The sequence below is a fragment of the Corallococcus sp. CA049B genome, from assembly GCF_003611685.1.
Taxonomy (GTDB): domain Bacteria; phylum Myxococcota; class Myxococcia; order Myxococcales; family Myxococcaceae; genus Corallococcus; species Corallococcus coralloides.
The window spans coordinates 16,303-32,762 of record NZ_RAWC01000088.1 but is presented as its reverse complement, the minus strand read 5'-3'; the positions used below and the strand labels follow the sequence as shown (position 1 = coordinate 32,762).

Here is a 16,460-nt window from a genome sequence, read left to right as displayed (position 1 = left end):
GGCGGCCAGCGCGACGCGGTCCGCCACGGTCCGGGGTCTTCCCTACCTTCTCCCAGGAGGAGCGCGGCGCCGGACGCCGCCCCCCAAGGAGAGGCGAACATGGGCGACACCAGCGTGAAGAAGGTCGAGAGCCGCCATTCCCCCAAGGGGGAGATGGGCCAGAAGTACCTCGCATCCGGCGTCCGTGTGGCCATGCGGCTGTGGGAGGACGAGCCGCCCGCCGAGGCCAAGCCCGCCAGCACGCGCGACTACGAGACCGTGGGCTTCGTGCTCAAGGGCCGCGCGGAGCTGCACCTGGAGGGGCAGATCATCCTCTTGAACCCCGGCGACTCCTGGCTCGTGCCGCGCGGGGCCAGCCACACGTACAAGGTCCTGGAGACCTTCTCCGCCGTGGAGGCCACCAGCCCCGTCTCCTCCGCGCACGGCCGCGACGAGCACGAGGCCTCGAAGAGCGCCAAGGCGTGACGTGAGGTGATGCGAGGGCGCGGGGCCTTCCCTCAGGGAGGCCCCGCTCCTGTCAGCCGGCGTGCCGGGGCTTGATGGGCGCGCGCGTCCGGCGCCCCCAGAAGACGAAGAGCGACAGCGCGACCCGGCGTCAACCTGGGGGAATGCCCGGTGCGCTTGTGCCTGAAACCCCGTGAGAATGATAGACGTCTGGGATGGACGAAGTCCCCGCCGCGCTCTGTCCCAGACATCCTGAAACACTCGCGGAAGGAACCTGCACCCGGTGCGGGACCTTCATCTGTGCCCGGTGCCGCAAGCGCGGGTTGTGTCCTTCCTGCCAGGAATTGAGCAAGCGTGAGAAGCCCTCCGCACGTGCGGTGCTGGCCCTGGTGTTCGCCACCGTGGGCTTCTGCGGCTTCGCCCCGGGCATCGTCGGACTGGTGCTGGGGCAGAAGGAGCTCAATGCCATTGAAGCAGGCCAGGCCCCCGTGTCCGGGCATGAGCCCGCGGTGATTGCACGCAACGTGGGGTGGTTCCACGTGGTGATGCTCTTTCTCTTCCTTCTGGGGCTGTACAACCACCTCTGAGCCAGGGGCGGGAGTTCTTCGATGGGCGTGTTGAAGCTGGCATTGGAAGAGGGGGGGCCCCAGAACCTGGAGCTGTTCTGGGGCGAAGGCTGGCGGGACCTGCGGATCGAGCTGAACGATCAGCGGGTGGGTTCGGTGGAGGACCCGCTCCAGCTGGAGCATGGGGTGGAGTTCACGCTCCCGGACGGGAACGTGCTGCATGTCCAGCTCGTCCATGTCGTCGTGACGGAGCTGCGGGTGATGCTCAACGGCGTGCCGCTGCCTGACAGCGCGTCGGATCCCATCCCGCAGGCCCGCTCCGCGACGTACATGCTCTACGGGATGGCGGCCTTCACCACGGCGTCCACGATGGTCTTGTTCGTCGTGGCGAACGACCCGGCGGAGCAGCTTCCGGTGACCTTGGCCAACGTCCTGTTCGGAGGCTTCCTGGCCGTCCTGGGCTTCTTCATGTTCAAGCGCTCGCGCGTGGCGCCGCTGGTGGCCATCCTGCTTTTCGCCGTCGACACCCTCACCACGACCTTCGCGAAGATGACGACGCCGGAGGGGCTGGGGCTGTCCGACATGTCGCGGCTCGTCGTCCGCGTCTTCATCTTCTCGGTGCTCGTCAAGGGCTTCCTGGGCGCGAGGGAGCTGGCGCGGCGCGAGAAGCAGGGCCCGGCCACCGTGCCGCCTGCCGTGGGCCCGGTGGCCGCCAGCCCGGCAACGAGTCCTTCTCTTGGCGGGAGGACCGGCACAGGATGACGGGAGGATGCCTCCCCGCGCTGCCCGTCCACCCCGCTGTACGCGTTGCAACCTGGCGAAACACCTGTGCCTGTGCGCGGAGGTTCCCCAGGTGGAGACCCGGACCCGCTTCGTCTTCCTCCAGCACGTGATGGAGGTGTCGAAGCGGAGCAACACCGGAGGCGTGGCCGCGCTCGCCCTCTCGAACGCGAAGCTGCTCATCCACGGTTCGATGGCGGGGACCTTCGACCTGGAGGTCCTCTCCGAACCGGGGACCTGGTTGCTCTTCCCGGACGGTCCCACGGCGCCGCCGGACGCGCCTCCTCCCAGGCAGGTGGTGGTGCTGGACGCGAACTGGTCGCAGGCGCGGCGGATGACCCAGCGGCTCCCGGAGCTGCGGGCTCTGCCCCGGCTGGTGCTGCCTCCGCCAGAGCCCGGCCTGCTCATGCTTCGCGAGCCCTCGCACCCCGCAGGGATGTCCACCCTGGACGCCGTCGCCCGCGCGGTGGCCCTGCTGGAGGGACCGGAGGTGGCGGCGCCGCTGGCTCGGCTGGCCGCGCTCCGGGTGCAGCGCATCGCCGACTGTGGGACGCTGAACCGAGCCCCATGGGATACCGGCTGATCATCTTCGACTTCGACGGGACGCTCGCGGACAGCGCGGGCTGGTTTCGCGGCATCTTCAATGACGTGGCCCGGCGCTACGGCTTTCGCAGCGTCAGCGCGGAGGAGCTGGAGGCGCTGCGCGGGCAGGACACCCGGGCCATCATCGCGCGGCTCGGCGTGCCCATGTGGAAGCTGCCCTTCATCGCGGCCCATATGCGCAAGCTCGTCGCGCGTGACGCGCACCGCATCCCGGCCTTCCCGGGCGTGGAGGCGATGCTGGAGCAGCTGGAGGCGCGGGGCATCACCCTGGCCGTGGTGAGCTCCAACTCGGAGGAGAACGTGCGGCGCGTGCTGGGGCCGGTGGCGTCCGCGCGCATCCGCCACTACGCCTGCGGCGCGGGCCTCTTCGGCAAGCGGGCGAAGTTCCGGAAGGTGCTGAAGGCCGCGGGCGTGCGTCCCGGCGAGGCCCTCTCCGTGGGCGACGAGGTGCGCGACATCGAGGCCGCGGCGGCCGAGGGCATTGCCACCGCCGCGGTGACCTGGGGCTACGCGACGGAGGCGCTGCTGCGCTCGCGCGCGCCCACGGTCGTCCTCACCCGCCTCGACGAGTTGCTGCAGGCCGCCGCGGCGTAAGGCGCGTCTTACTGTCGCGTGCTGTTGCGCAGGTACTGCGCGTAGAAGCGGATGGCGGCGGCGTGCTCCTCCACGGAGAGCCGCTCGTCGCGGCCGTGCATCCGGGTGAGGTCCTCACGGTTCATCCGCACCGGCACGAAGCGGTACACGCTGTCACTCAGGGGATGGAAGTAGCGCGCGTCCGTGGCCGCCACGGTGAGGAAGGGCGCCACCAGCACGTCCGGGAACACCTGCCGGATGCTGCGCTGCAACTGCCGCCAGCCCTCCGTGTCCAGGCGCGACACCGGCGAGGCCTCGTCGCCCTCGGCGGTCAGCTCCACGCGCGCGTCATCCACCACGTCGCGCACGTGGGCGCGCACGTCCTCCAGGCTGTCGCCCGGCAGCAGGCGGACGTTGAGCACCGCGCGCGCCTGTGAGGGAAGCACGTTGGGCTTGGGGCTTGCTTCGAGCATGGTGGCCGCGAAGGTGGTGCGGATGCTGGCGTTCGTGGAGGGCGCCCCGGCCATCCGCCGCTCGATGACGGGCGCGAAGAGCCAGGTGTTGGCGAAGAGCAGGCGCATGCCGAAGCTCATCTCCGGCCCCACGTGCTCGAAGAGCGCCCGCGTCCCGCCGCGCAGCTCGGGCTTGAACGGGTGCTCCTCCAGCCGCACGAGCGCCCGGGCGAGGGTGTTCGCGGCGGTCTGCGGGGGCGGCATGGACGCGTGTCCGCCCGTGCTCCGCACCACCAGCTCCACGCGCGCCGAGCCCTTCTCCGCCACGCCCACCAGCGCCACCGGCGCGGCCACGCCGGGCACGAGCCCCACGCCGATGGGGCCGCCCTCGTCCAGCACCGACTCCAGGGCCACGCCCCGCTCGCGCAGCAGCGCGGCCACGCGCGCGGCCCCGTCATGCCCGCCCACCTCCTCGTCCGCGCCGAACGCGAGCATCACCGTGCGGCGGGGGCGGTAGCCCTCGGCGAGCAGGCCCTCCACGGCTTCGAGGATGGCGAGCACGCTGCCCTTGTCGTCCAGCGTCCCGCGCCCGTACACGTAGCCCTCCGCCACGACGCCGTCGAAGGGCGGGTGGCTCCAGGTGGCCTCCGCCTCCGCGGGCACCACGTCCAGGTGGCCCATCAGCAGCACGGGCCGCAGGCCGGGCTCCGAACCCTTCCAGGTGTAGAGATGGGCATGCGCCCCCACGGCCTCATGCGCGAGCTCCGCGTGCACGCGGGGAAACCGGGCGACGAACCCGGCGTGCAGCGCCTGGAAGGCGGCGTCCTCCGCGCGCATGCCGTCGGAGGCGGCGATGGTGCGGTGGCGCAGCGCCTCCGCCAGGCGGCCCGCGGCCGCGGCGGCATCCACCGCGAAGGGCTCGGCGGACTCGGCGCTCACCTGCCGTGAACCGAAGCGCAGCGTGCGGACGACGAGGACGCCCACGAGAAGCAGGACGAGGGCCAGCAGGACGAGGAGGACGCGCTTCATCGGTTGGAGGTTCCCGGAGAGGTCGCCGTCGAGCCTAGCAGCAGGCGCGGCGCGCCACTCCCGCCGGCGAACCCGAAGACCGCGACGACAGGGCGAGGCCCCGGGGCATCACCGCCCGGATTCCAACATCGGCGTGACCCCGGCGGGCGGCTCCAGCGCGGGGGCTGGAAGGCTAGTCTGCAACGCGAAAGCCAGTAACAAATTGAAATACATTCGTGATGACTCAGGTGGTGGGGGGCACAGCCATGCGGATGATGCGAACGAAGGCCGTGCTCGTGCCGGATGAAGGGGCGTCCGCGCTGTCGGAGGACTACTTCCGCTCCGCGCATCACCTGCGAGCCGAACAGGTGACGCATACGCTGATCATCGAGGACGGCGAGGGGAACGCGCTGCGGGTGCCGCTCATCGTGCGGTCCATCGAGGGAACGCCCTACCGCGATGCCATCTCCCCGTATGGGTTTCCCGGCGGCGCGCTGGCCGGACTCCAGGAGGTGTCGAAGGACGCGGTGGATTGGAGGGAAACGGGGCTCGTCAGCATCTTCGTGCGCGACCGCGTCTCGGGCCCCCGGTGCTTCGCGGGCGGGACGGAGCGCAACGAGGTGTTCTTCATCGACCCGCGCCTGCCGGTGGAGTTCCGGGAGATGCATTACCGGCACATCCGGCGCAACCTCCGGCTGGGCTTCGTGAGCACCGCGCGTGAGGCTCGCGCGGTGTCTCGCGAGGACCGGGAGGGCTTCCAGGAAGCCTACCGGCAGACCATGGTCCGCGAAGGGGCGAGCTCCCGGTACTTCTTCCCCGACGCCTACTTCGAGGAGCTGTTCTCGTCCCCCTGCGCCTGGCTGGTGACGACGCATGCGCCGCAAGGCGACGTGGCCTCCGCCGCGCTTTGTGTCAGCAGCGACGGCATGCTGCACTACTATCTGGGCGGAACGGTGGATGCGCATCTGGCGCGCTCTCCGGCGAAGAATGTCTTTGGAACGCTGGCGGACCTCTGCTCACGACTCGGTGTCCCGCTCCACCTGGGTGGCGGCATCCGGCCGGGGGACAGCCTCGAGCAGTTCAAGCGGAGCCTGTCGAACTCGAGCTCCCGGCTCCACACCCATGAGCTGATCTGCGAGCCGGCGGTGTATGCCCACCTGTCGGAAGGCAGCACCGGCAGCGACTTCTTCCCGGCCTACCGCGCGCCCCGGAGTTGAGTGACATGTGGAATGCCCGCCCTGCGACGCGAGGGCGGGCGCATGCGCAAGACGTGACACATGCCCGCGACCCAAGGGGGCATGGTGAGAGCATCGTGAGAAACCTACCGTTGGGCTCGCTCCAAACGCTGACCGGAGAGCTTCTGGAAGGGTGGACCCGGATGACACGCATGCATGCTGCTCCGGAGATGAGCCCGCCGCGTCTGGTGGAACTGGACGCACTCCGGGGGTTCGCGGCACTGGCGGTCGCGCTGTATCACTTCACGGCCGAATACAGCGACCTCTATGGGCACACGGTTCCCCTCTGGGAGATGCGCTTCGGGAAGTATGGGGTCCAGCTCTTCTTCGCCATCAGCGGCTTCGTCATCCTGATGTCGCTGGAGCGCGTCGAGCGGGCCCGGGACTTCGTGTGGAGCCGCGCGGCCCGGCTCTACCCGTCCTATTGGACGGCCGTCGCGCTCACCTTCACGGTGGTGACGCTGTTCGGGCTGCCAGAGCGCGAATTCAGCCTCCAGACGGCCCTGGTCAACCTGACCATGTTTCACGAGCTGCTTCGCGTCCCGCACGTGGACACCGTGTATTGGACGCTGACCATCGAGCTGTCGTTCTACCTGTTGATGTTCGTGCTCGCGTACACGCGGACGCTGCCCAGAATCATCCCCCTCTTCATCGTGCTCGTCGTGTTGCAGACCGTGGCGGAGCTGGCGGCCCAGGCCGTGGGCATGACCTTCCTGGCGCGACTCGCGAGCCGGCCGCACCTGCAATACTTCGCGCTGGGCGTGCTGGCCTTCAAGCAGAGCCGCGGCGAGGTCTCCCTGCCGTCCGCGCTGGTGCTCGTGGCCGTCAGCTTCGCTCACGAGGTGCTGGTGGGGAGTGAAGCGCCCGCCGCCGTGTTCCCGGTGGTGCTGGGCATTTCCCATGCGTTGTCCCGGGGCTGGCTGCGCTGGCTCACCTGGCGCCCGCTGCTCTTCATGGGGTTCATCTCCTATCCCTTCTACCTGGTCCACCAGAACATCGGTTACGTCATCATCCGGAGGCTCGAAGCCGCGGCCTGGCGCCCCGAGGCCGCCATCGCGGTCGCGATGACGGTCGGGCTCCTGCTGGCCATCGTCATCACCCATGGGATTGAGCAGCCCGCGTTGCGTGCCTTCCGGCAGTGGCGGCGGAAGGCAGGCGCTCGGGCAGCGGTCCCGTCACACCTCGCCTGAGGGCCACCGCGCCCCGCGCTGGAGCAGGGGGGCGGCGGGCCCTGCGTTGCTCATGGAAAGGATGCGCTCGAATGAATCACATCGAAGCCATGCGAGGGCCGTCTCAGCGCCTGAGGCCCTGTCGCGCCCTCCTGATTCCTGACGCGGGAATGTCCGCCCTGTCTGAGGATTACTTCCGCTCCGCGCACCACCTGCGGGCCGAAGGGGTGACGCATACGCTGGTCATCGAGGACGGCGAGGGGCGCGGGTTGCGGGTGCCGCTCCTCGTGCGGCCCATTGAAGGAACGCCCTACCGCGATGCCATCTCCCCGTATGGCTTTCCCGGCGCGCGGCTGGATGGATTGAGCGAGGTCTCGAAGGATGCCGTGGATTGGACCGGCATCGGGCTCGTGAGCCTCTTCGTGCGCGACCGCGTCTCGGGGCCCCGGTGCTTCGCGGGCGGGACGGAGCGCAATGAGGTGTTCTTCATCGACTCCGGGCGCCCCCTCGAGTTCCAGGCGGAGGCCCGCCGGCAGATGCGGCGCAACACCCGGCTGGGCTACGTGAGCACCTGCGCTCCGGCGCGCGAGGCTTCGCATGAGGCGCTCGAGGGCTTCAAGGAGGTCTACCGGCAGACCATGGTCCGCGACGAAGCGCACGCCCGGTACTTCTTCTCCGACGCGTACTTCGAGGACCTGTTCGCCTCGCCGCTGGTCTGGCTGGTGACGACGCGTGCCCCGGACGGCGGCATCGCCTCCTCGGGGGTGGCGGTCGCCAGCGACGGCGTGCTGCATTACTACCTGGGCGGGACGGCGGACATGCACCTGTCGCGCTCTCCGGCCAAGAACACCATCTTCGAGTCCATGGTGGAGCTCAGCGCCCACCTGGGATTGCCGTTGCACCTGGGCGGCGGCGTGCGGCCGGGAGACGGCCTCGAGCAGTTCAAGCGGAGCTTCGCGAACGCAAGCTCCCGCCTCCACACCCACGAGGTCATCTGCGAGCCCGCGGTGTACGCGCGCCTGTCCGCGGGCCGTGACAACAGGGGCTTCTTCCCGGCGTATCGCGCACCCCGGGGCTGAACCGGGGCGGGCCCTCCTTTTTTCGGGCGCCCTGTCAGGACGGGCCCGGTGTCTTCGTCCCGCCCGGACCTGACGCACCCAGGAGCCCACCGGATGGGAGACCCCAGTTCCGCAGATGAGTGAGCCGCGGCGACACGTCCACCGTTGCCGCGGCCCTCTGCCCCAGCTCATCCCGGTCCCCGTGGAGAGGCAGATCGCCGCCAGATGATCCTCATTTGCGCGGATGCCTTCATGTCTGACCCCAAAGCCCTGTCGTGGAATCACACCGTGCCAGCAGCGCTGTTGCTGATGGCCCCCTTCGACCTCCTGGCCTCGCTGGCCATGGACATCTACCTCCCCGTGGTTCCGGCCATGACCGGAGTCCTCGGCACCTCTCCCTCCATCATCCAGCTCACGCTGAGCCTCTACATGGCCATGCTCGGGGCCGGACAGCTGGTGTTCGGCCCGCTCTCGGACCGCATCGGCCGGCGCCGGGTGTTGCTGGGGGGCGCGTGGGTCTTCGCGACCACCTCCTTCCTGCTCGCGGGCACCACCGATGCCGCGATGTTCGTCGGGCTCCGGCTCCTGCAGGCCGTGGGGGCCTCCGCGGCGCTCGTCGCGACGTTCGCCACCGTCCGGGACGTCTATGCGGAGCGGCCCGAAGGCGCGGTCATCTACAGCCTGTTCAGCGCCATGCTGGCCTTCGTCCCGGCACTGGGCCCCATCGCCGGGGCCCTGCTCGCGAGGCACTTCGGATGGCGGGCCATCTTCGTCACGCTCGGCGTCCTGGCGACGGCGGCGCTGCTCCAGGCCTTGCCACGGTGGCCTGAGACTCGTCCTTCCGGCGTGGCCCGTCAGACGGTGCCCGTCCAGAGCATCCTGCGCAGCGGCGCGTTCTGGACGTACACGTTGGGCTTCAGCGCGGCCATGGGCTCCTTCTTCGTGTTCTTCTCCACGGCGCCCCGGGTGCTCATGGGACGGGCCGGCTTCTCGGAGCTTGGCTTCAGCCTGGCCTTCGCCACCGCCGCGCTGGCCATGATGGTGACGACGCGCTTCGCGCAGCGCCTGGTGGCCCGCTGGGGGCTGGCGGGAAGCCTTGCGCGCGGCATGCTCCTGTTGCTGCTGGGCGCGGGGTGGCTCACCGCCGGGCAGCTCCTCCTGGCGCCGTCCTTCTGGACGTTCGTCGTGCCCATGTGGGTCATCGCCGCGGGCATTGTGTTCGCCGTCTCCGTCACCGCCAATGGTGCGCTCCAGGCCTTTGGCGCCGTGGCGGGAACGGCGGTCGCGCTCTACTTCTGCATCCAGAGCCTCGTCGTCGCCGTCGTGGGGACCCTGATGGTCGTCCTGCTCGGCGGCGACACCGCGTGGCCCCTGGTGGGTTACGCCTCGCTCATGGCGGGGGTGACGTTGGGCTGCCTGGCAGCCTTCAAGCGCCCCTGGTGATACCAATACATTCCAGGTGCATGCGTTTGCATTTCACCCATGCGCCACCCTGTCCGGATGCTCCTGCTGACCTGTCTCTGTATCCTGGTCGCTTGCAAGCCTCGCGACCCCTGGATCACACCCACCCCCATTCCTCCCGGGTATGACTTCCCAGGCAACCGGGATGAAATCCAGCAGTGGGCGGATGCGTGGAACACCGCCCGCATCACCCCCAAGGCCTGGAACCTCTGGGCGGGGCTGCATGCCGATTCCGGACAGGTCTACCCGGGAACGGGGCTCCCCATGCCCGTGTGGGACACCTGGAACGGCGAGGAGCTCTTCCCGGCCCCGGGGGCGCCAACGCCAGACGTGTCGCGGCGCAAGGCCACCCATGGTTTCCACGGGCCCCGCCAGTTCCACCACCCGGCGGGTTCGGGCCCGGTCGTCACCCCGACCGACCAGCTTGTCTCCTTCAACAAGTTCAATCCGGAGATGGCCGCGTACCTGACGCAGGGCCATCCGGCCGCGCCGGGAGGACCGTCGTATTTCTACAACCGGTTCACCAGCCTGGCCGACCTCAACAGCCAGTGGCCGGCGAATACACCCACCGCGCAGCGCACCGTGCGGCAGGCGCCGTACACCGCGCCCTCGGCGGGGAACCGGGGCTCGGCGGCCATGGAACTCAAGCCCGTGCTGTACCTGGTGAAGAAGCACAAGCCCACGCCGGTGCCCGTGTGGAGGGGCTTCGCGGGCAGCGCCGGCTCCGGGGCCACGTGCACGCCCGAGCAACAAGAAGCGGACAAGTGCCATCCCACGCCCTCGCTGTGGCTGACGTGCGCCATCGTGGACCCCACGGCGCCGGCGGATGCTCCCATCACGGAGGCCACCGCCGAGCAGATTCAAGGCGTGGCAGCCCTCATCGACCCGGTGAACAACGCCCATCCTGGGTCCGCGAGCCTCAGCTGCCAGCACTATCTGCACACGCCGCTCTCCGCCATCTACTCCTTCCAGATGAACGCCGACGAGGCCCAGGCCTTCAACGCCACCAACATCGAAGGGCTCCAGGCGGAAGCGGGCGACTACGCCGTCCTCACGGCGATGCACGTCAACACGAAGGAGCTCGTCAACTGGACGTGGCAGACCTTCTGGTGGCAGCCCGGCAGCGATGCGCCGGATGACTTTCCCGGGAGCAAGAAGGGGATGACGGACAAGGTCACGGGGGCGGGGCGCAACTACGCGATGTGCACCGCCTACAACCAGACCCAGGGCCAGGGCAGCAGCAAGATGACCGTCTGCTTCAATCCCTACCTGGAGACCTCACCGAACATCCCCGTGGGCGTCCAGAGCAACTGCATGACGTGTCATGGCACCGCGGCCGTGGCCAGCGCCTTCGCGAACACCGCCAGCAGCCCGCCCGCGACGTGGGTGCTCCAGACGCCCTCGTATCCCTGTGACTACAAGGCGCCCATCGACTTCGCCACGTACCCATGGTTCGCGGGCTTCACGACCACGGACTTCTCCTGGGCCATTCCGGCGGATCCCCAGCCGCTTCCCCAGAACCCGAACAACCTTCCGTCCCCAGCGACGTTGAACTGTCCTTGAGCGGTTCACCGCGGCGCCAGGCATTCCGGTGTACCTGCTCAGGGCCGAACGGGAGCCGGGCGAGACCGTGGCCCAACTGGCGGGCATCCTGCGGGAAGCGCTCGCGCAAGAGCTGACGACACCCCAGCGGTCTCGGCCGCGCCGCTTCAGGGCGCGCGAGGCCGCGCGAGCGTCCAGACGAGGGGCATGAGCAGTCCCGCGATGACGGCCTTGAGCAGGCCCCCGGGGATGAAGGGGAGGAAGCCCTTATGGAAGGCCGTGGCGAAGTCGAGCCCGGCCTTCACCTGGAGCCAGCACACGCCGATGACCAGGACCAGGAGCTGGCCCGCGAGGAAGAGCGGGACCGCCGTCCACCACCGCCGGTCGTATCCGTGGCGCGCCGCGAGTCCCACGAGGAGCGCGGCGGGGAGGAAGCCCACCAGGAAGCCGCCCGTCGGACCGGCCAGGGCCCCCCAGCCGCTGGCTCCCTTCGCGAAGAAGGGCAGTCCCACCGCTCCCAGCAGGAGATAGGCGGCCTGCGCGGCCATGCCACGTTGGGGCCCGAGCGCGGCCGCCGTGAGGACGACCGCGAGCGTCTGTCCCGTGATGGGCACCGGTGAGCCCGGCACGGAGAGGGCGACCTGGGCGAGCAGCGCGGTGAAGAGCGCAGCGCCCAGGATGAGCGCGGCTTCCTGTGCGCGCGTGCTCACGAAGCGATCAGCCAGGACGGAGGCCGACGTCGAGGGGAGGGGAGACACGGGGCGATGCTCGGTGAGGACGCACCCCGGTGCAAGGCTTCCCGCGCGGTGCATGAGCCGCCCACGGGCGTCATGAAACGGTTAGCGTCCCAGCCCTCTCGTGGTTGGAGGCCTTCGCTTTGACGAACCCCCTTCTTGGCACGCTCTCCCTGGTCCCGGTCACGTCGCTCTACGCCGCGCTCAACGCGTTCCTCACGCTGGCGCTCTCCATCAACGTCAGCCGGGTCCGCACGAAGCTCAAGGTGTTCCGGGGTGACGGAGGCCATTCCGGCCTCGGGTCCGCCATCCGCGCGCATGGCAACAACGTCGAGCAGGTCCCCCTGGCGCTCATCCTGCTGCTGCTGGCGGAGCTGAGCGGTGGGAACTCGACGGCGCTCCATGTCTTCGGTGGTGCGCTGCTCGTGGCGCGCCTGGCGCATGCCGTCGGAATGCTCCGCACCAACCCCATCCAGGCGGTCGGCGCGACGCTGACCCTGGTCGTGCAGCTGGGCCTGGCGGGTTGGGTGCTCTGGCTGAGGCCCTGGGGCTGAAGTCTTCGCCTAACCCACGTCTTCCTTTGCCCGTGCCCGGACCTCCGCCGCGAACAGCTCCGCCGCGGGCGTGCGGGGGGCTCCCTTGCGCCAGAGGAGCGCGGCCAGCTCCGAGCGGGGCGCGGGGGACAGCCGCTTCACCACCAGCCGCTCCGCGTCCGCGAGCCGTGGCTCCGGGAGCACCGTGACGGCGAGGCCCGCGCGGACGATGGCCAGCACGGTGGCCACCGCGTTCGATTCGAGCGCGATGCGAGGCGCGAACCGCATCGCCGCGAAGTGCGCGTCCACGCGGGCGCGCACCCGCAGGCCGCGTGACAGGAGCGCGAAGGGCTCCTCCGCGAGCAGCTTCACCCCCACGGACTCCGCGCCCGCCAGCGCATGCCCCCGCGCGACGACGAGCGCGAGCCGGCTGTCGAAGACGGGCTCCGCGTCCAGGTCCGCCAGCCGCGCGGGCGCATAGCCCAAGCCCACGTCCAGCTTTCCGTCCGCCAGCTGCCGCTCCAGCTTCCGGACCACGGCCTCCTGCGCGCTCAGCGCCAGCCCGGGGTGTCTGCGCAGCACCGCCGTCAGCGCCGGCACCACCAGGCCGCGCATGCTCGGGGGATAGCCCACGCGCAGCGCCCCCGTGGCGAGTCCTCGCAGCGCGCCCACCGCGGACAGGCCCGCGTTCACGTCCTCCAGCGCGCGGGAGGCATAGGTGCGGAACAGCTCCCCGGCCTGCGTGAGCCGCACCCCGGTGCGAGCCCGCTCGAAGAGCGGTGTGCCGACCTCCTCCTCCAACTGGTGGATCTGATGCGACAGCGTGGGCTGGGAGACGTGCAACCGCCGGGCGGCGCGCCCGAAGTGCAGCGCGTCCGCGACGGCGGAGAAGTAGCGGAGGTGCCGGAGCTCCATGGCGCCATCATAGACGGCATCTATCGAGTCGATGAAATCAGACGAATGTACGAATCGAGGCCCGCGGGTACATCTTCCTCGTCGCCAAGGAGAGGCACCCCATGAAGGCATCGGATCTGTTCGTGAAGGCGCTCGAAGCGGAGGGCGTGCGCAGTGTCTACGGACTGCCCGGCGAGGAGAACCTGGACCTGCTCGAGTCCATGCGCACCGCCGGCATGCGCCTGGTCGTCACCCGGCACGAGCAGGCGGCCGGGTTCATGGCCGCCACGCAGGGACGGCTCACCGGACGCGCGGGCGTGTGTCTGGCGACGCTGGGGCCGGGGGCCACCAACCTCGTCACCGCCGCTGCGTACGCGCAGCTTGGCGCCATGCCCATGGTGATGCTCACCGGCCAGAAGCCCATCAAGGTGAGCAAGCAGGGCCACTTCCAGATTGTCGACGTCGTCGGGATGATGCGGCCGCTCACCAAGTCCACCCGCACGCTCGTGTCCGCGGAGCACGTGCCCTCGGCGGTCCGTGAAGCCTTCCGCCGCGCGGAGGAGGAGCGCCCCGGCGCCACCCACCTGGAGCTGCCCGAGGACGTGGCGCGCGAGGCCACCGACGCCGTGCCCCTGTCGCCCGGTGTCGCGCGCAGGCCGGTGGCGGATGAAGCGTCCATCGCCCAGGCGGTGGAGGCGCTCGCGTCGGCCCGCCGTCCGCTGCTGATGATTGGGGCGGGGGCCAACCGCAAGCTGACGTCGGAGATGCTCCGCGCCTTCGTGGACCGCGTGGGCCTGCCCTTCTTCAGCACGCAGATGGGCAAGGGCGTGGTGGATGAAACGCATCCGCTGTGGATGGGCACCGCCGCGCTGTCCGACGGCGACTTCGTCCACCGCGCCATCGAGGCCTCGGACTGCATCCTCAACGTGGGCCATGACGTCATCGAGAAGCCCCCGTTCGTCATGCGCGACGGCCGCCGCACGGTCATCCACCTGAACTTCTCCTCGGCGGAGGTCGACCCCGTGTACTTCCCGCAGGTGCAGGTGACGGGAGACCTGGCGAACGCCGTGTGGCGCATCGCGGAGGGCGTGGGGCCGCGCTCGCACTGGGACTTCACGCCCTTCGAGAAGTCGCGCGCGGGGCTCGACGCGCAGTTCATCAGCGGCGCCGCGGACGACCGCTTCCCCATCTACCCCGCGAGGTTGGTCGCGGAGGTGCGTCGCGCCATGCCGGATGACGGCATCGTGTGCCTGGACAACGGCATGTACAAGCTGTGGTTCGCCCGCTACTACCGTTGCCGCCGGCCCAACACGCTGCTGCTCGACAACGCGCTCGCGACGATGGGCGCGGGGCTGCCGTCCGCCATCGCCGCGAAGCTCGTGCACCCCCGGCGCAAGGTGGTGGCCGTCTGCGGTGACGGCGGGTTCATGATGAACTCGCAGGAGCTGGAGACGGCGGTTCGCCTGAAGCTGGACCTGACCGTGATTGTCGTGCGCGACGACGGCTACGGGATGATCCGCTGGAAGCAGGAGGAGATGGGCCTGCCCGACTTCGGGATGACGTTGGGCAACCCGGACTTCGTCCGCTACGCGGAGGCCTACGGCGCACGGGGCCACCGCCCGGCGAGCGCCACCGAGTTCGGCGCCACGCTCACGCGCTGCCTGGAGTCAGGCGGCGTGCACGTCATCGACCTGCCCATTGATTACACGGACACCGCGCGGGCGCTCGGTGCCGGTCCCCTGGTGGAGTCGTGAGCCATGGGCACACACGCGAAGGAGAGGAATCCCATGCTGGCTGAGCGCTACCCGTACTACCTGGCCAACCGGCCGGTGCAGCCCAACGCGGAACTGCCCGTCACCGACAAGTACACAGGGGAGGTCGTCACGCGCGTGGCCGTCGCGGACGCGGCCGCAGTGGAGGAGGCCATCGCCGCGGCGGTGCGCGCGGCGGGGCCCATGCGCAGGCTGGCGCCGTATGCCCGGCAGCAGGTGCTGGAGCACTGCGTGCGCCGCTTCCAGGAGCGGGCGGAGGAGTTCGCGCTCGCGCTCTGCGTCGAGGCGGGCAAGCCGCTGCGCGACGCGCGAGCGGAAGTCGTTCGGCTCATCGAGACCTTCAAGGCCGCGGCGGAGGAGGCGGTGCGCGGCGGCGGCGAGGTCCTCAACCTGGAGGTGTCTCAGCGCACGGCGGGCTACCGGGGCTTCACCCAGCGCGTGCCGGTGGGGCCGTGCTCCTTCATCACGCCCTTCAACTTCCCGCTCAACCTGGTGGCGCACAAGGTGGCGCCCGCCATCGCCGCGGGCTGCCCCTTCGTCCTCAAGCCGTCGGACCGCACGCCGGTGAGCGCGCTGCTCATGGCGGAGGTGCTCGCGGAGACAGCGCTGCCCGAAGGCGCCTTCTCCGTGCTGCCCACGCGCCTGGAGGACGTGGGCCCGTTCATCGAGGACGACCGGCTGAAGCTGTTGTCGTTCACCGGCTCGGAGAAGGTGGGTTGGGAGTTGAAGGCCCGCGCCGGCCGCAAGAAGGTGGTGCTGGAGCTGGGGGGCAACGCGGCCTGCGTGGTGGACGCGGACCAGGCCGGGCGCCTGGACTTCGTCGCGGACCGCATCACCCAGGGCGCCTTCTTCCAGGCGGGGCAGAGCTGCATCTCGGTGCAGCGGGTGCTCGCGCACGAGTCGCTGTACGACGCCCTCCGGGAAAAGCTCGTCGAGAGGGCGAAGGCCCTGCGCGCGGGCAATCCCCGGGATGAGTCCACCACGCTGGGGCCGCTGATTGACGAGCCCGCGGCGCGGCGGCTGGAGGAATGGATTCAACAGGCCGTGGAGCAGGGGGCCCGGGTGTTGACGGGAGGAGGGCGGCGAGGCGCGCTGCTCGAAGCCACCGTGCTGGAGGGCGTGCCGGAGGACGCGGCGCTGTTCGCGGAGGAGGCCTTCGGTCCGGTGGTGCTGCTCCAGCCGTTCCACGACTTCGACGAGGCCCTGCGCCGGGTGAATGACAGCCGTTACGGCCTCCAGGCGGGCCTCTTCACCCAGGACCTGTCCCGGGCGATGCGGGCCTGGGATGAGCTGGAGGTGGGCGGGGTCGTCGTCGGCGACGTGCCCAGCTTCCGGGTGGACACCATGCCGTATGGCGGAGTGAAGGGCTCCGGGCTGGGCCGCGAGGGCGTGAAGTACGCCATGGAGGACATGACGGAAGTGCGGCTGCTGGTGCTGCGTCAGTAAATGGTCCAGGCCCCTTTCCGCGCTGCTCTCCAATGCGTTCGTCAAGCTACCTGTGTTGCCAGGGCGTGCACGGCGGCTTGCGTGATGGCGGGCCGGGGCTGCCAGGCATTGATACCTCCTGTCGCCCGGCCCCTCCTGCAGGTGTTGCTCCTGCTCCCGGCGGGATTCAGCTTGAGAACCAGAGCCTCCA

Annotated in this window: 16 protein-coding genes; 13 read left to right on the top strand and 3 right to left on the bottom strand. The window is 70.0% G+C overall.

From position 1 onward, the window contains the following. The first annotated feature begins 99 nt into the window (after window positions 1-99). From D7W82_RS20300 to D7W82_RS20275, 5 genes are all read left to right on the top strand, one after another. A complete protein-coding gene (locus D7W82_RS20300) occupies window positions 100-465 on the top strand; it encodes a cupin domain-containing protein (protein ID WP_120619927.1) in 366 nt (121 codons plus the stop codon). 323 nt (window positions 466-788) lie between these two features. Continuing rightward, entirely contained in the window at window positions 789-1,031 is a 243-nt protein-coding gene (locus D7W82_RS20290) for a hypothetical protein (protein WP_233587821.1), read from the top strand. Window positions 1,032-1,052: 21 nt separating this feature from the next. Then, entirely contained in the window at window positions 1,053-1,772 is a 720-nt protein-coding gene (locus D7W82_RS20285) for a hypothetical protein (RefSeq protein ID WP_120619925.1), read from the top strand. Window positions 1,773-1,779: 7 nt separating this feature from the next. Continuing rightward, complete coding sequence (locus D7W82_RS20280; RefSeq protein ID WP_120619924.1) at window positions 1,780-2,373, top strand: tRNA-uridine aminocarboxypropyltransferase; 594 nt, start codon at window positions 1,780-1,782, stop codon at window positions 2,371-2,373. After that, window positions 2,358-2,987 (top strand): HAD hydrolase-like protein, encoded by a 630-nt coding sequence (locus D7W82_RS20275; protein ID WP_120619923.1) that lies wholly within the window; start codon window positions 2,358-2,360, stop codon window positions 2,985-2,987. Before D7W82_RS20280 ends, D7W82_RS20275 begins: the two co-directional genes overlap by 16 nt. 8 nt (window positions 2,988-2,995) lie before the next feature. Here the strand turns inward: D7W82_RS20275 and D7W82_RS20270 are convergent, their stop codons facing one another. Then, a complete protein-coding gene (locus tag D7W82_RS20270) occupies window positions 2,996-4,447 on the bottom strand; it encodes a M20 family peptidase (protein ID WP_120619922.1) in 1,452 nt (483 codons plus the stop codon). Between the two features lie 245 nt (window positions 4,448-4,692). Here D7W82_RS20270 and D7W82_RS20265 point away from each other — a divergent pair, with 245 nt between their 5' ends. From D7W82_RS20265 to D7W82_RS20245, 5 genes are all read left to right on the top strand, one after another. Then, entirely contained in the window at window positions 4,693-5,643 is a 951-nt protein-coding gene (locus tag D7W82_RS20265; RefSeq protein ID WP_120619929.1) for a GNAT family N-acetyltransferase, read from the top strand. 161 nt (window positions 5,644-5,804) lie between these two features. Beyond that, window positions 5,805-6,851 carry an acyltransferase gene (locus tag D7W82_RS20260; protein ID WP_158617699.1) on the top strand — a complete coding sequence of 349 codons (1,047 nt, stop codon included), beginning with the start codon at window positions 5,805-5,807 and terminating at the stop codon, window positions 6,849-6,851. Between the two features lie 149 nt (window positions 6,852-7,000). After that, complete coding sequence (locus D7W82_RS20255) at window positions 7,001-7,909, top strand: GNAT family N-acetyltransferase (protein ID WP_233587820.1); 909 nt, start codon at window positions 7,001-7,003, stop codon at window positions 7,907-7,909. A 231-nt stretch (window positions 7,910-8,140) separates the two neighbouring features. Further along, window positions 8,141-9,331, top strand: a complete 1,191-nt coding sequence (cml, locus tag D7W82_RS20250; RefSeq protein ID WP_171425733.1) for a CmlA/FloR family chloramphenicol efflux MFS transporter — start codon at window positions 8,141-8,143, stop codon at window positions 9,329-9,331. Between the two features lie 39 nt (window positions 9,332-9,370). Beyond that, the gene (locus D7W82_RS20245; RefSeq protein WP_147439409.1) at window positions 9,371-10,912 is read left to right on the top strand and encodes a hypothetical protein; all 1,542 of its coding nucleotides are present in this window, start codon (window positions 9,371-9,373) and stop codon (window positions 10,910-10,912) included. A gap of 146 nt (window positions 10,913-11,058) precedes the next feature. Here D7W82_RS20245 and D7W82_RS20240 read toward each other — a convergent pair whose 3' ends face one another. Continuing rightward, complete coding sequence (locus D7W82_RS20240; protein ID WP_233587819.1) at window positions 11,059-11,601, bottom strand: biotin transporter BioY; 543 nt, start codon at window positions 11,599-11,601, stop codon at window positions 11,059-11,061. Between the two features lie 167 nt (window positions 11,602-11,768). On the opposite strand from D7W82_RS20240, the gene D7W82_RS20235 reads away from it, so the two are divergent. Beyond that, window positions 11,769-12,179 (top strand): MAPEG family protein, encoded by a 411-nt coding sequence (locus D7W82_RS20235; protein ID WP_158617698.1) that lies wholly within the window; start codon window positions 11,769-11,771, stop codon window positions 12,177-12,179. A 9-nt stretch (window positions 12,180-12,188) separates the two neighbouring features. Here D7W82_RS20235 and D7W82_RS20230 read toward each other — a convergent pair whose 3' ends face one another. After that, on the bottom strand, window positions 12,189-13,073 hold the full coding sequence (locus D7W82_RS20230; RefSeq protein ID WP_120619915.1) for a LysR substrate-binding domain-containing protein: 885 nt from the start codon (window positions 13,071-13,073) through the stop codon (window positions 12,189-12,191). A 101-nt stretch (window positions 13,074-13,174) separates the two neighbouring features. On the opposite strand from D7W82_RS20230, the gene D7W82_RS20225 reads away from it, so the two are divergent. Together D7W82_RS20225 and D7W82_RS20220 are read left to right on the top strand one after the other, a co-directional pair. Continuing rightward, on the top strand, window positions 13,175-14,806 hold the full coding sequence (locus tag D7W82_RS20225; protein WP_120619914.1) for an acetolactate synthase large subunit: 1,632 nt from the start codon (window positions 13,175-13,177) through the stop codon (window positions 14,804-14,806). 33 nt (window positions 14,807-14,839) lie between these two features. Further along, complete coding sequence (locus D7W82_RS20220) at window positions 14,840-16,270, top strand: aldehyde dehydrogenase family protein (RefSeq protein WP_120619928.1); 1,431 nt, start codon at window positions 14,840-14,842, stop codon at window positions 16,268-16,270. The last annotated feature ends 190 nt before the right edge of the window (window positions 16,271-16,460 follow it).

What these genes read in the sequence shown, in the direction of transcription:
- D7W82_RS20300 (WP_120619927.1), top strand. Translation starts at nt 100, where the DNA reads ATGGGCGACACCAGCGTGAAGAAGGTCGAGAGCCGCCATTCCCCCAAG.
- D7W82_RS20285 (WP_120619925.1), top strand. Translation starts at nt 1,053, where the DNA reads ATGGGCGTGTTGAAGCTGGCATTGGAAGAGGGGGGGCCCCAGAACCTG.
- D7W82_RS20280 (WP_120619924.1), top strand. Translation starts at nt 1,780, where the DNA reads ATGCCTCCCCGCGCTGCCCGTCCACCCCGCTGTACGCGTTGCAACCTG.
- D7W82_RS20275 (WP_120619923.1), top strand. Translation starts at nt 2,358, where the DNA reads ATGGGATACCGGCTGATCATCTTCGACTTCGACGGGACGCTCGCGGAC.
- D7W82_RS20270 (WP_120619922.1), bottom strand. Translation starts at nt 4,447, where the DNA reads ATGAAGCGCGTCCTCCTCGTCCTGCTGGCCCTCGTCCTGCTTCTCGTG.
- D7W82_RS20265 (WP_120619929.1), top strand. Translation starts at nt 4,693, where the DNA reads ATGCGGATGATGCGAACGAAGGCCGTGCTCGTGCCGGATGAAGGGGCG.
- D7W82_RS20260 (WP_158617699.1), top strand. Translation starts at nt 5,805, where the DNA reads ATGACACGCATGCATGCTGCTCCGGAGATGAGCCCGCCGCGTCTGGTG.
- D7W82_RS20255 (WP_233587820.1), top strand. Translation starts at nt 7,001, where the DNA reads ATGTCCGCCCTGTCTGAGGATTACTTCCGCTCCGCGCACCACCTGCGG.
- cml (WP_171425733.1), top strand. Translation starts at nt 8,141, where the DNA reads ATGTCTGACCCCAAAGCCCTGTCGTGGAATCACACCGTGCCAGCAGCG.
- D7W82_RS20245 (WP_147439409.1), top strand. Translation starts at nt 9,371, where the DNA reads ATGCGCCACCCTGTCCGGATGCTCCTGCTGACCTGTCTCTGTATCCTG.
- D7W82_RS20230 (WP_120619915.1), bottom strand. Translation starts at nt 13,073, where the DNA reads ATGGAGCTCCGGCACCTCCGCTACTTCTCCGCCGTCGCGGACGCGCTG.
- D7W82_RS20225 (WP_120619914.1), top strand. Translation starts at nt 13,175, where the DNA reads ATGAAGGCATCGGATCTGTTCGTGAAGGCGCTCGAAGCGGAGGGCGTG.
- D7W82_RS20220 (WP_120619928.1), top strand. Translation starts at nt 14,840, where the DNA reads ATGCTGGCTGAGCGCTACCCGTACTACCTGGCCAACCGGCCGGTGCAG.